18 protein-coding genes and 1 pseudogene are annotated in these 13326 nt (G+C 48.4%); 15 read left to right on the top strand and 4 right to left on the bottom strand.

Features of this window, described 5'->3' with window-relative positions:
• Window positions 1-16: 16 nt before the first annotated feature.
• The 14 genes and pseudogenes from F3I20_RS21910 to F3I20_RS21850 all read left to right on the top strand — a co-directional run bounded on the left by F3I20_RS21910 (window position 17) and on the right by F3I20_RS21850 (window position 10601).
• Window positions 17-1360, top strand: a complete 1344-nt coding sequence (locus F3I20_RS21910) for a DNA circularization protein (RefSeq protein ID WP_150015749.1) — start codon at window positions 17-19, stop codon at window positions 1358-1360.
• Entirely contained in the window at window positions 1357-2421 is a 1065-nt protein-coding gene (locus F3I20_RS21905; protein ID WP_150015750.1) for a phage baseplate assembly protein, read from the top strand. The genes F3I20_RS21910 and F3I20_RS21905 overlap by 4 nt, the downstream gene beginning before the upstream one ends.
• On the top strand, window positions 2418-2999 hold the full coding sequence (locus tag F3I20_RS21900) for a phage baseplate assembly protein V (RefSeq protein ID WP_150015751.1): 582 nt from the start codon (window positions 2418-2420) through the stop codon (window positions 2997-2999). The genes F3I20_RS21905 and F3I20_RS21900 overlap by 4 nt, the downstream gene beginning before the upstream one ends.
• Window positions 3000-3007: 8 nt before the next feature.
• Window positions 3008-3424: a phage GP46 family protein gene (locus F3I20_RS21895; RefSeq protein ID WP_150015752.1), complete on the top strand. Its 417-nt coding sequence runs from the start codon at window positions 3008-3010 to the stop codon at window positions 3422-3424.
• Window positions 3417-4499 (top strand): baseplate J/gp47 family protein, encoded by a 1083-nt coding sequence (locus F3I20_RS21890; protein WP_150015753.1) that lies wholly within the window; start codon window positions 3417-3419, stop codon window positions 4497-4499. The genes F3I20_RS21895 and F3I20_RS21890 overlap by 8 nt, the downstream gene beginning before the upstream one ends.
• Window positions 4499-5104: a YmfQ family protein gene (locus F3I20_RS21885; RefSeq protein ID WP_150015754.1), complete on the top strand. Its 606-nt coding sequence runs from the start codon at window positions 4499-4501 to the stop codon at window positions 5102-5104. The genes F3I20_RS21890 and F3I20_RS21885 overlap by 1 nt, the downstream gene beginning before the upstream one ends.
• Window positions 5091-5298, top strand: a pseudogene (locus tag F3I20_RS24540) (phage tail protein); the annotation flags it as partial. The gene F3I20_RS21885 and the pseudogene F3I20_RS24540, both read left to right, overlap by 14 nt.
• Before the next feature lie 161 nt (window positions 5299-5459).
• Window positions 5460-6185: a phage tail fiber protein gene (locus F3I20_RS21880; protein ID WP_370659712.1), complete on the top strand. Its 726-nt coding sequence runs from the start codon at window positions 5460-5462 to the stop codon at window positions 6183-6185.
• 15 nt (window positions 6186-6200) lie between these two features.
• Entirely contained in the window at window positions 6201-6749 is a 549-nt protein-coding gene (locus tag F3I20_RS21875) for a tail fiber assembly protein (protein ID WP_150059932.1), read from the top strand.
• 497 nt (window positions 6750-7246) lie between these two features.
• Window positions 7247-7942: a RepA family replication protein gene (locus F3I20_RS21870; protein ID WP_190285989.1), complete on the top strand. Its 696-nt coding sequence runs from the start codon at window positions 7247-7249 to the stop codon at window positions 7940-7942.
• Between the two features lie 1081 nt (window positions 7943-9023).
• Window positions 9024-9353, top strand: coding sequence for a type II toxin-antitoxin system RelE/ParE family toxin (locus F3I20_RS21865; RefSeq protein WP_150015709.1), 330 nt, complete (start codon window positions 9024-9026; stop codon window positions 9351-9353).
• The gene (locus F3I20_RS21860) at window positions 9334-9612 is read left to right on the top strand and encodes a helix-turn-helix domain-containing protein (protein ID WP_150015710.1); all 279 of its coding nucleotides are present in this window, start codon (window positions 9334-9336) and stop codon (window positions 9610-9612) included. Before F3I20_RS21865 ends, F3I20_RS21860 begins: the two co-directional genes overlap by 20 nt.
• 114 nt (window positions 9613-9726) lie before the next feature.
• Window positions 9727-9981, top strand: a complete 255-nt coding sequence (locus F3I20_RS21855) for a hypothetical protein (protein WP_150015711.1) — start codon at window positions 9727-9729, stop codon at window positions 9979-9981.
• Window positions 9982-10106: 125 nt separating this feature from the next.
• Entirely contained in the window at window positions 10107-10601 is a 495-nt protein-coding gene (locus F3I20_RS21850) for a hypothetical protein (RefSeq protein ID WP_150015712.1), read from the top strand.
• An 84-nt stretch (window positions 10602-10685) separates the two neighbouring features.
• Here F3I20_RS21850 and F3I20_RS21845 read toward each other — a convergent pair whose 3' ends face one another.
• From F3I20_RS21845 to F3I20_RS21830, 4 genes are all read right to left on the bottom strand, one after another.
• Window positions 10686-10916 carry a hypothetical protein gene (locus tag F3I20_RS21845; RefSeq protein ID WP_150015713.1) on the bottom strand — a complete coding sequence of 77 codons (231 nt, stop codon included), beginning with the start codon at window positions 10914-10916 and terminating at the stop codon, window positions 10686-10688.
• Window positions 10917-10918: 2 nt separating this feature from the next.
• Window positions 10919-11590, bottom strand: coding sequence for a ParA family protein (locus F3I20_RS21840; RefSeq protein WP_150015714.1), 672 nt, complete (start codon window positions 11588-11590; stop codon window positions 10919-10921).
• A gap of 123 nt (window positions 11591-11713) precedes the next feature.
• Window positions 11714-12076 (bottom strand): hypothetical protein, encoded by a 363-nt coding sequence (locus tag F3I20_RS21835; protein ID WP_150015715.1) that lies wholly within the window; start codon window positions 12074-12076, stop codon window positions 11714-11716.
• A 63-nt stretch (window positions 12077-12139) separates the two neighbouring features.
• Window positions 12140-12775, bottom strand: a complete 636-nt coding sequence (locus tag F3I20_RS21830) for a helix-turn-helix domain-containing protein (RefSeq protein WP_150015716.1) — start codon at window positions 12773-12775, stop codon at window positions 12140-12142.
• A gap of 156 nt (window positions 12776-12931) precedes the next feature.
• On the opposite strand from F3I20_RS21830, the gene F3I20_RS21825 reads away from it, so the two are divergent.
• Window positions 12932-13326: helix-turn-helix domain-containing protein (locus tag F3I20_RS21825; protein ID WP_150059931.1), on the top strand; the 395-nt coding region annotated here is incomplete at its 3' end.

Raw genomic sequence — 13326 nt, 5'->3', positions numbered from 1 at the left:
TTATTGGAGATAATTTATGGATGTAGATTCAGGTTGGCGTTCAAGGTTACGCCCTGCTTCATGGCGCGGCGTTAAATTTAGTATGGTCGATGATGAAGGCACGTTTGGGCGACGCGTTCAGGTACATGAATACCCTAACCGGGATAAGCCCTGGACAGAAGACTTAGGCCGCGCAACCAGACGTTTCAATATTAATGCCTATATTATCGGGGAAAATTATATTGATCAGCGGGATAAGCTGATTACCGCGATTGAAACGGCAGGTTCCGGTACGCTTGTTCACCCGACCTATGGAGAAATGAAGGGCAATATTGACGGGCAAGTGAGGGTTACTCACAGCACCACAGAAGGGAGAATGTGTCGGATCTCGTTCGCTTTTGTTGAGTCTGGCGAACTGACATTTCCTACTGCTGGCGCAGCGTCGGGACAAAAGCTATCGGGTGATGCTGATTCACTGGATAGCGCGATCAGTGACATGTTCTCATCCTTTTCTCTGGATGACGTTGTTCATTTCATTCAGGACGATGTAATCAGCAACGCTACGGCCATGCTGAATGATGTAGCGAACACTTTTCAGATGATCGATTCCGGCGTAACGGCAGCGATGCGTTTAATGCAGGGTGATTTATCTGTTCTTCTTAGCCCGCCCAGCACTTCAAATGACTTTGTTCAGGCACTGCAAAAGGCGTGGCGCACCGGTTCCCGTCTCTCTGGTGACTCTAAAGACCTGACGACGATGATCCAGACGTTCTCCGGCGTAACACTGGATAGCGGCCTGTCGCCCCGTGGCGTATGGGGTAACGATTCAGGCACACAAAAAACGCAAAAGTCGCTAAGTAATCTTGTTGCTGCAACAGTGCGAACGACAGCGATCAGCGAAGCGGCCCGAACGGTCGCGCTTCTTCCGCAGCCGGCACAGTCTGCTGCTTCATTAAACAGCGGTAATAGTACGGCCAGCAGTATCAATCGTAACGTTTCCGATATCGTGAATGTTACGCATCCTGCCCTGGACGCAGATGCAGCAACGAGCAAACCCGCAGATTACGTCTCTTGGGATGATCTCAGTGATATCAGAACGGCGCTCAATGACGCGATAGACAAAGAACAGCTGCGAACGACGAACGACACTCTTTTTCTATCACTGACAAACCTCCGGGCCTCTGTTAATCGGGACATTGCTTCTCGTCTGGCTCAGGTTGAAAAGACGGTCACGCGCACCCCTAAAGATGTTTTGCCAGCGCTGGTGCTGGCCGCTGAGTGGTTCGACGATGCCAGCCGCGAGACAGACATACTCACACGTAACACTGTCACGCATCCGGGCTTTGTTCCTGTTGAACAACTGAGGGTGCCGGTCAGATGAATAACATAGTATTCCTTCGTGTTAACGGTCGTGAATGGTGCGGCTGGACGTCGATACGTATCAGTGCGGGCATTGATCGCATGGCGCGGGATTTTAATGTTGAGATAACCAGCCAGTGGCCTGGCGATAACGAAAACAAAGCCGTTCCCAAAATAAAAAATGGTGACCGGGTTGAGGTATTGATTGGAACAGACCTTGTTTTAACGGGCTGGGTTGAGGCGTTGCCGGTGCGCTATGACGCTACCTCAATATCAATGTCGATAGTTGGCCGCAGTCTGACGGCTGACCTGATTGACTGTTCAGCAGTAGCCAATCAGCACACAGGAAAAACGCTCATCCAGATCGCTACCACGCTGGCAAAGCCGTTTGGCGTCACAGTGATAGACAATGGCGCGCCTACCGATTCCCTTATTGAAGCGCAGCCTGAACATGGTGAAACGGTAGTTGACGTTCTTAACCGGCTTTTGGGTCAGAGTCAGGCGCTGGCCTACGACGACGAGAAAGGTCAGTTGATTATTGGAACGGTAGGTTCAGGCAAGGCCAGCACGGCGCTGGTGCTGGGCGATAACATCCTGTCCTGTGATACCGAACGTAGTATTCGTGAGCGTTTCTCTGATTATCAGGTAAGCGGCCAGCGAGCCGGGAACGATGATGATTTTGGAGAGGCTACGATTGCGGCCATTAAGAACACATCCAGAGACGCAGCTGTAGGGCGTTACCGTCCACACCAGATACAGCAAACCGGCATGGCGACAACCGCGACCTGCAAATATCGATGCGAATTTGAGGCAAAGCAACGTGCGGCCAAAACTGACGAAACGACTTACACCGTACAGGGCTGGCGTCAGGGTGGTGGCGATCTATGGCGTCCGAACATGCGCGTTATTGTGTACGACCCCGTTTTGGGCTTTAACAACCGCGAAATGGTTATCGCTGAAGTCACCTACACCCTGAACCAGAGTGGCACGCTTTCAGAGCTGAGGGTTGGCCCTGCTGATGCGTACCTGCCCAAACCGCCGAAACTCAAAAAGCATAAAAAGCAGGAGGACGATTCATTTTGAGCATAAGAAGCAGCATAGCGAACATCGTTTCCCGCGTCGTGATAACTGGCCTCGATACAGCTAAGAAGTGTCAGATGGTTGGGGTGAAGATGCTGGCCGGTTCGCTTAAAGAAAATGTGGAGCACCTCGAATCTTACGGCTTCACGTCTGCCCCTCAAAACGGTGCAGAGGCTGTAATTCTGTTTCCGGGAGGGGATCGCTCTCATGGTGTTGTGCTGGCCGTAGGAGACCGCCGCTACCGGCTTAAAGGGCTTAAACAGGGTGAGGTAGCCATTTATACCGACGAGGGCGACAGCATAGTGCTGAAGCGCGGAAATGTTATCGAAATGTCCACGGGGGAGCTGAAAGTCACCGCAACAAAGAAAATTGGCCTTACTGCGCCTGATATTGAGCTTAACGCTACTAACAAAGCGGCCATGAATACCCCGCTGGTGGATATGTCGGGTAGCGCTAAAGCGGCTGAAGATATGAGTGACGGCAAAGGAACAATGGCCGCTATCCGGGAGGTATACGACGATCACGATCATGTGGACTCAACGGGCGGCACGACCAAGAAACCCGGTCAACTTATGGGCTGAGGTAACTGATGATTTATTACGTTGATGGCTTACTCACTGATTCCAGCGACATAACCGACCCTTTAACACGAGCAGTAATTATATCTCTCTTCACCTGGCGCAGAGCTGAGCCTGACGATGACACAGAGCGACCTTTTGGCTGGTGGGGCGACAGTTACCCGACAGTAGCCAATGATCGCATTGGTTCGCGCCTGTGGCTGCTTAGTCGTAGCAAACTTACTAATAACACCGTTGCCAGTGCGCGGAACTATGCCGAACAGGCGCTTGCCTGGATGACTGAAGACGGCGTAGCGGCCCGGATTGATATTGATGTTTCACGCACGGGGCTTTCATCGCTGAAGTTGAGCGTTGTTATCTGGCAGCGTGACGGCAGCAGGCACGCTCTGATTTTTGACGATATCTGGCAAGGAGTTTTGAATGGCTGACAGTGATTTTTCTCGTCCTGAACTGCCTGAGTTGATCAGCACGATCAGAAGTGATTTGTTAACCCGCTTTGAGGATGACGTATTGTTGCGCCGTCTCGATGCTGAGGTTTATGCGCGAGTAATGGCCGCAGCGGTGCATACGCTTTATGGATACCTCGATTATCTGGCCCGCAATATTTTACCCGATCAGGCCGACGAAAGCTGGCTTGTGCGTCACGGTAATCTGAAACGAGTCCCACGTAAGCAGGCTACAACAGCGGCGGGTTATGTGCGCTGGGAGGGCGTGCAGAACGTCATTACTCTGCCAGCAGGAACGCTTATTCAGCGAGACGATCAAACAGAATTTTCCACGACCGCAGATGCAACTGTTGCTGATGGGGTATTGCGAGCGCCGATTGAGGCAGAGACGGCAGGCACAGCAGCGAACACGGACGATGGGGTAGCCTTGAGGCTGCTGGAGCCTGTCTCCGGGCTTTCATCAACCGGATATGCCGATACCGTGCAAGGCGGTACGGATATCGAAAGCATAGAGGAATGGCGATCACGGATTATGGCCCGCTGGTATTACACCCCGCAGGGCGGCGCGGATGAGGATTATGTTATCTGGGCTACCGATATCGCCGGAATCAGTCGGGCGTGGACGTATCGTCACTATTCAGGCATTGGCACTGTTGGCGTGATGGTGGCAACCAGTAATCCTGATTCACCTATCCCCGATGACACGCTGATTGCCGCAGTCCGACAACACATTTTGCCGTTAGCGCCGGTAGCCGGTTCTGGCTTAACGATATTTGCGCCTACGGCCAAAAAAATCGACATGACTATAGCGTTAGCCAAAGACACCGCCGCTATCCGTCAGGCTGCACAGAAAGAGCTTAAATCTTTCCTTCTTCGTGCCGGTAAGCCATCCGAAAAACTTTTTTACTCTGATTTCAGTGAAGCGATCAGCCTTGCTTCGGGAGACGTTGCACACCGAATTGAGGTTCCTACCGGCGACATCGAGCTTTCCCAATATGAATTACCGGTATTGGGTGAAATCACTTGGGTAACTTATGAGAAGAAGGACAACGGCTGATGGCTCTTCAGGATGAGTACACCCGATTGCTGGTGAACCTTCTTCCACCAGGTCCTGCATGGGAGGGTGATAACGCGTTGCTGGAGGGGTTAGCCCCTTCTCTGGCTCGCGTACATAAACGCACACAGGACTTAACCACAGAAATAGACCCCGGTTCTACAGTGGAGCTTATCGACCGCTATGAGGCACTTTGCGGCCTTCCTGATGCATGTGCGCCGGATGGCGTACAGACACTGGCGCAACGACAGCGCCGCCTCGATGCGAAGGTCAACGGCTATGGTGGGATAAATGAGGCGTTTTACCGCCGACAGCTTGACGCCTTGGGGTACACGACGACCACAATCACGCAGTACCAAAACGATGACAAATCCCCTGATGCGGATTGGGGCGAATACTGGCGCTATTACTGGAAAGTCAACATTCCAGAAAATGCGAACGTAAAGCGCATGACGTGTCGCAGCAAGTGTAACGAAGCGCTCCGAACGTGGGGCGACACCGTTGTTGAGTGCGTAATAGACAAGCTTTGCCCGTCGCACACCGTAGTTGTTTTTGCATACGACGGGCAGGATGAAGTGACGGAGTACAAAAAAAATGCATCGAATTGACACCAGTACGGCTCAGAAAGACAAATTTGGGCAGGGTAAAAACGGCTTCACAGATGGCGATCCGTCAACTGGCAGGCAGTCTACAGACCTTAATGCAGACATGTTTGATGCGCTTCAGGAAGAGGTTTGCGCCGTTATTGAGGCCGCGAATATAACACTAAAAAAAGGTGAACTTAATCAGCTACTAACGGCGCTGAAAGTCCTGTTTCTTGCAGAAGACGACAGCCGCGTTAGCGGTGCGCTGCAGAAAGATAAAAACCTGTCCGATCTGACTGACTCTGCCAAAGCCCGGGAAGCCCTTGCGCTTGATAAGGTCGGTAACTGGGTTGCTGTACAGCAGGGCGGTGGCACCGGCATGAAAGATAATAAGGTCTATTTGGGCTGGAGTGGCACAAAACTGATTGCTCAGGTTGACTCTACTCAAATGGGCGCTCTGTTTTACGAGAAGAATCCGCCTACAGCAGCACAGACAGGTGCCTATCCATTATCGGGTGGAGAGGTAGAGGGAGAGGTGTGGTCTGCGGTTGATAATAACTATCGTTTAGTTGCAGGCAACCGGGGCGCGTTCTGGCGGTTTGACAGTAGCAACATGTATCTGATGTTCACTAATGATGGCGATCCTCATGGTGGCTTTAACGATCTGCGCCCACTCATTGCTGATTTTGCAACAGGTAAACTATCAACCGGGCATGATTTCAGTGCGGGCGGCAATGTTTACAGTGGAGGTGGAGCCAGCCGTTTAGCTACAGACGGCAATATCTATGGCTCTGTATGGGGTGGATTTCTCAATAACTGGATAGCGGGTCAGATTGCTGCACAGGTAGGGGCAGTACAGACTTGGGTGAGTCAAAATTATGTAAGCAGTGTAAAGCTTGGGGCGATGGGCTGGCTGGCATCAATTGCGGATGGACCAGGCAATGGTTACACAGGCGGCGGCGGTACGATGCAAACCACGCCTGCGGGATGTGTCGTTATTGGTGGCACCAATAACAAAACTTCCAATCTGGCGGGGCTGGGTTTTTTCTATCGCCCCCTCATGATTGCAGTCAATGGGCAGTGGGTCACGATTGGTCAGGATTAGAAAAGAGAGATCTTTATGCAAATATTGAAGAATTTAACCCGTTACCAGCGCCAAGATATTCCCGAAGGCTATCCAGAATCAACATTGTTTCTTAAAGATAACATGGACCGGGACTGGTACGAATCACAAAAAGAATTCCAGAGCGATACGCTGAAAGTAGTCTTTAACAGCGGTGGTGTAATTATTTCGATGAGTAAGGATGTTTCCGCACTCTGGCCGGTAGACAACTCTGTCGCAGAAGTCGCCGCAGCTGATGTGCCTGACGGGATCGATATCACCGGCAACTGGATGTTTGACGGCAAAAATATTGTGCGGCGCACATATACAGCAGAAGAATGGCAGGCCAAAGCGGAGGCGCAGCGGCAAAATCTGCTAACCGCAGCGAACGCGACTATCGCAGACTGGCGCACAGAGCTTCAGCTGGACACCATCAGTGACGAAGACAAAGCCAGCCTGGTCAAGTGGATGGCCTATATCAAAGCGCTTAAGGCGGTGGATCTCAGCAGCGTCAACGATGAGGCGGGATATAACGCGATTGTCTGGCCGGAGAAGCCGATAGCGTAAAATCTTTGGATCCTTTCAAGGATCCAGGATCTTTTGCTTGTTCGCTTGTGGAATCTGAAGGATGATACGGGGCTTGAGTATCAGGCAGTTACTGCTTAAAGAGCAAAATCTAACCGAAACGAAGGACTAAGGCTTGTTTGCTGGTGGATCTTCGTGTGCTTTAGGGTTATATTTCGTATCTGTGGTGACACTTCACTTTGAAGTGAAATTATGTGTCGGGATGTGCTAAAGCATATCAGTAATTAGCTTTGTCTCTGAAAATTTCATGGTTGGCCACACCGTTAAGTGGCCGGGGCTGGTTCTAAAAAATTATTTGGAGCCAGAAAAGGAAAAACCCCGATAATCTTCTCTTCACTTTGGCCGGCGAGGAAAGATTAACGGGGCTATCACAACAACCTTCAGGTATTCTGCTACCTGAAGGGGAGTATAACTAATGCCCGGAAAAACTCAACACATTCCGTATATGCTCTTTCTGCGCAGAATAAGCGCAGGAGGACATGTCTGATAGCCTAAAACTTTCATGCTCTCCTGCGGGCATACCAAAGCAAACCCCCTGCTATAACGTTGCTTCGCGCAAACGCCGCCGCTTTCTGAGCCGGTGGATACGCACACTCGCAACAACTGCCGGTCGTCAGAAAATCAGAAATGAATTTCGACGCAGAATCAGGCTGTCACGCTATTGGGTCAATGAGGCAAACCAGTTTGGGCTGGATGCGCTTTGTGAGTTGGCCTTAGCTATTCTGGACGATCTCGATTTGCGGGATTGGCAGACCAGACACAATCTTGAAACGCTGGCCGAACGGGCTGGACTCATAACACGTAGTGATACGGGTCGTAAGCAGACTTCAAGAGCAAGCCGGGGTTGCGATCGCCTTCAATGGCTTAATCTGATCATTACCGAAAAAGCCCCTTTTAATCCTTACGATGCACGCTGTGCCTGTAAAAATATTGAGGTGACAGAAGATTTTTTTGCTGCACTGGGCATACCGCTTAAGCAAGTTTACAGAGAACGTGCGCGTTTACTGGAAGCCCCGCCAGAAGAAGTCATTGCCTCATGGGACGCTCGTCTGATCTCGATCCGGGTGGCAAACTGGAAGCGTAAAGCTGAAGCCGGGTTAGCCCGGATGAAAGCAAAGCGTGAAACCGCCCGCCAACGCAAGTTAGATTATTACTCTCCTCCAACCCTTGCCTGATAGCCTCACCTACCGCCTTAGCTGGCGGTGATTCCGCACGCCCTTTGCTAGCTGGTATCATTTTAACCGCAATCTGGCGGCAGAGCTGCCAGAGGTAGCCCCCCAAGCGCCACAGTCATAATTCAAATTTTTTCACTATCTTCTTGCTCACCCTAAACAACCTAAGCTACTAAAAAATATGGGTTCATAGAGTTGCCGGAATCCAACTGCAGCAGCTGGCCAGCACCGCCGGCTGCTCGTTCTACATCAATATTTTTGGCTATGCATTTTTCTTCTCCGCGCATAAGCCAGGTATTCCCTGTGCGTAAGTTACATGCAAGTGCAAGCGAAGCCGTGCAAATACTCTGTTGGTTTCTCTTTTAAAAAAACTTAAAAGAGAAACCAATATTAAAAACATTACTGTTATCCCCTTTAGTAAGTGGATAACTGAACAGCCTGCGGCGCAAGCGCCTATGAAATAGCACCCCATGTTCCACATGGGGCAATGGGAATGGTGTAACTAAGCCTCTAAGGCCAACACCGCTATCGCGCCGTTCGCCTAAGACCCCGGAAATCACGCACGTAACGTCGCTACGCGCCGTTTCGCCCGCTCACCGGGGCAAAGGGCTTAGATAAGCAAATTAGTCGCCTGTAAGGCCGTATGGCTTAGCAAAGGAAAGGGCTAAAAAGGAGCCGGGACACAAGCAGCAGAACTGCCGCATCTGGTCGGAAATATCGCCCCAGCATCCCTATATTAGAAAATGTGCCTTTTGAGATTCAGAATAGAACTTTCTGAAATAAATAACGTGAGTTTTCGTTCCGCTGAGAATAATACCCCAAACTGACCAAAACACGCACTTCGATAAAAAATCGACGCCAAATATGAATCTTGCTCGCATTAACAAATCAGCAACATAAAACAGGGCTGTTTCCGACCAGGATAATCGATCCTTTTACCGTGTTGGAAGCATTCCGGCTGCGAGTGCCGGTCGGGTGATGCGCGTTACATACAATATGTTAAATAGAGTACGTACTGAATGAATATTAGCCCTTGCGCTATGATAGCCTTTAGGCTAATGTTCGTTTCAGGGAGGGACGCCAATTGTTTGATGTTATTTACCACGACGAAGCGGAAGCAGAGTTAAAAAGTTTGCCCGTGGCCATCCGCGTGAAGTTCGACAAGCTGGTCACAAAACTGGAAGCCGATCCCCGACTGTTACGGGAGCCGCACACGAAGTCGTTAGGCGGTGGTCTTTTCGAAGTGCGAACAATGGGCGGAGATATATCGCGGGGGCTGTGGGTTTATCAGGCGGGCCAAAAAATCTATATGCTGAGGATTTTCATTAAAAAGTCGCCGAAAACGCCCCCCGCCGAAATCGAAACAGCCTGGCAGCGACTGGAGGAAATGAAACGTGAAGTACAGAACACATAAAGAGATCCATGCCGAAATGATGCGCGATGATAAATATCGCGCCGCATACGAAGCCGAAGAACGGAAAGAGCGCCTACAGGCGCTTTTGCTGGAGTGGCGCAAACATGCCGGACTGACGAGCGCACAAGTCGCCGAGCGCATGGGGGTTAAGCCGCCTACTGTGTCCCGGATGGAAAAAAATATAACGTCGGCCAGTGTCGACACGGTCGCCCGCTACGCCAAAGCGTGCGGAGTCGAGTCTGCGATGCTCTATTTTTAAGCCAGCAAAGCCCGCGATTAGCAGGCTTTTTTATGTCCGGCAAGCCCCCACTTGACCGCTTTCCCTTTTCAGTAATACTGTTTAAATACACAGTATTTTTTAAACAGGGGAATCATGGGACGCGACGTCAATTATCAGGTGGTTTACAGGGGCGAACGGCTGGAGAGTTACCAGCCTGGGGGTTGGGTGTTTTTTCAGCGTAGCCGAGAGAGTGGCGGCGGCTACTGGTTTGGCCGCACGTACGATTACTGTTTCATGCTGGAGTTTGATCGCCCTGTCTCACTTGCTGAGGGAATAAGGTACACGCTCACTGCTGACAGAGTCGCCATAACCGCGCACCTGTTCGATGACGATTTTGAGCTGACATAAAAAAGCCCGCTAATTGCGGGCTTTTGCTGCTTCAAATAAATTTGCGGTTCGTAGACCTTTTGTTGATAACAATATGCTTATCTTTACCGGGCTAATAAGCTTATTACAAGATAAAAGGAACGATTGTGAACGGACTATATAAACTTATATTACTTTTTTCGCTATCGACAGTATCTATATTTTCCCATTCAGCCACAAATAAAGAACAAAAAGAATTATCAACTACCATCGTCAACTTAATCGATAGTGCAGCACGTAAGGACGGTAATTTGTCTAGCGCTTTTTCGATTATATGCCCTAAAAATTCTTTCGATGGAACAATCGTTTTAAATCATGTGGGATATGACTTGAATACAAAATTCAATGGAACCCTATTAATAAATAAACCCGAATCTATTTATAATGGTGAGTTGACCTCTTTAATTCCAGAGGTCACGAACGAAGACGATTTTTTCTCTGATAAAGACTTCATTGCAATAGGTGAAACTTTCACCTTTTCAATGCCTAAGGGACATATCTATATTTCCGTATGGAAAAGCGGAAAAATTACGGTACAGTCCCAAATTTTAGGAGAGGATGAATCACCAAAGATAAAGTGCAAATTAGGTATGGTCGATTGATTAACAACATGCTTGCATAAACACTTGGATATTATTTATATCGTAACTAAAAGCCCACTTAGTGGGCTTCGTGTCCGGTCACAATCAACTGTGATTACGTTTGTATTCCATGAAACTATTTTCAAGTAGCTGTTTCATAGACAGGTTGTTCATTGATGCGAACGATTTATATTCTGTAAAAAACTCAGGATCAACATTGAAATTCATGGCTTTTCCGCCTTTCGATTCTCTGGCCCCTCTGCTGGTGGCCTGCACTGCTGATGCTGTTTGTTCGATGGTTGGTGCAGTGCGTGGTGGTCTTTTAGGTGATGCCATGATTACTTGTCCTCTGTAATGCTTTCGAAACGTGAAATGATGCCCTGGATCACACGATCTGCTTTCTCTCGTGGCCCTTTGTACTGACATTCGGTAATAGTTCTTCCCACATCCTGAGCTGTGCTAAGGGCTTTCTGGTGGGGGATGTAGCCATCAATCACAAAATAGGGTGTTGTACTGAAATATGCGCGTGCGTCTTCGTTATCTCGCTCACGTTCTGCACTGGATCTTGCTTCCGCTACCCCTGAAAACACGATTGCTATTTTCTCTGGTTGAACGCCCGCTACAACCAGTGAGTTTGCCGTTTCGGCGGTACTTTCCATATCATCAATAGAAAAGCGGGTAGGCAGTACAACCATGTCAGCCAGTTCTGCGACTTCAATTGACGACTTTGACGCGAAAGCCGGGCAGTCAAGAATGACGATGTCCCATGAACCGTTTTTAACTTCTTTCGCGGCCATTGATACTGCACCGAAGGACTGAACGGGCACAGATGGTAAAAAACCTGCTTCTTCACGCCGCTTAGCCCATTTTCTGATAGTGGCCTGGCCTAGTTCTAAATCGGCACCCAGCACACGCCAATCAGCCGCAGCATATGCAACGCCAAGTGCGCGGGCGATTGTTGATTTAGTCACCCCGCCCTTGCCTCCAATTAGAGCTATGGATAGCGTCATTAAGATTCCCTCCTGATAAATAATTAAAGAATTAACGTTTTGAGGGAGTTTACATCACCTCGCAAAACCAGTAAATAATTATTTAATTAAAGATTGGGCGGTTGCCCGCCCTTCGCCTGGACACTATCCGACGCATTCCCTGAACTCATTCAGAAAAGAGAGGATGTCAGCATTAATGCTTCTTAAGCTATTGATATGAATATCACTTTTGTCTTCTGCGTACTGATTCAGAATCGCATTTATGGCTACGTTTAGGTTGGCTATTTTGAGAAGAAAAGATAAGGTAGTTGCATCATCAAGCAAAGATAAAGCCTCATATGCTGTCGTGAGGCTGGCTATCTTTTCGTGTTGAACCACAGTCAAGGTAAACGCTGATGGTAGTAAATTTTGTAGAGTATGAGCGTCGTTAAGAAAGCAATCTAGTGCATCACAGTAGGCTTCGATTGCATCGATATTAACGATAACCTGATAAAGGTTTTCTTCCATTTTCCACCTCATAGAGATTACATATCGGTGATATGCTTCACCCTTGAGGAGCAAACTCATTACTTATACCCATCTGACAAGACTGATTACTTTTCCGATTATGAAAACTGTACATGTATTATCTGAAATAAATACTTCGGGAGAGTGAGTATTGTTATTCGAATAAACATGAAAACCTTCTTGTCCTATATCTCTGCGTGCCCATCTAACTATTGGTTTCTGGGCAGCATCGGAGAAACAAAAAAAATCAGCCTTGACTGATATATTTTTATCGCCGGTATTAACTAAAACTTCATCCCCTTCTCTAATATCGGGAAATAAGTAATCATCTGTAACCTTAATTAATTTTGTCAGAGCAGGAGAGGCCCCGTGAGCTTCGATGTGCTTTGCAGAAAACATCACCGAATCAACCTCTAATGGCGGTCTGCCGGGTACAACTGGATTTATCAGGCTGTAGCAGTAATTTTCAGCACCCTCATTTATGTCAGAAAGAGTGCTAAGCCAAACGGCAGAGCACTCTAAAGCTTTTGCAAGAACTTTGAGTGTGTCAAGCGAAGGTTGGCGGATCCCCGATTCATAGTTCTGGATAGAGGATGGAGCCAAATTAACTAACAAAGATAAATCTTTGATTGTTATGCCCTTTTGTTGTCTCGCCGCTTTAATTCTTTTCCCTATGATTTCTGGCGTTTGGATTGTCATTTAGTTAACCGTGAAATGTTCGCATTTTGGGTGGCAAATTTTATCCTAGCTGTGAAAAAAAACCGCTACAAATTGAATTAACTACTTCAATTTGAGTTGACACACAATATGAATTTTCTGTAACTTCGTTATGTGTTGTTAATTCGAGGTGTGGTTATGAAGATCAGTCTCCAGCAATGGGTTGAAAGCGAAAGATCAATAGCATCTGCGGCGAGAAAACTGGGTGTCAATGCCACCACATTATCTGCTTATTGCCGTGGTGATCGTTATCCAAGAGCAGATATGATGATGACTTTGTTAGAAAAACTTAGCGATGAAGTGGATTTTCATCTGTTGTTAAGCAAGCGAGCTGAGAAAAGCAAGGCACGGGTTCTCTGTAAACGCCGTCAGCGCAATAACATTCTTGTCAACAATCTATCTAAGCTAAAAAAAATATTTGAAGAGCAGACTCTTCGCTTTGAAGTTGACGAAAAGCAGACTGAATTAATTTTGTGCCGCTGGAAAACTACGAATGTCACAGTTGGAGAAGTTCGTAGCGCCCTCGAAAAACT

The sequence above is a fragment of the Candidatus Pantoea gossypiicola genome (genome assembly GCF_008632075.1).
GTDB classification, from domain to species: domain Bacteria; phylum Pseudomonadota; class Gammaproteobacteria; order Enterobacterales; family Enterobacteriaceae; genus Pantoea; species Pantoea gossypiicola.
This window is presented reverse-complemented; position numbering and strand designations above follow the sequence as displayed.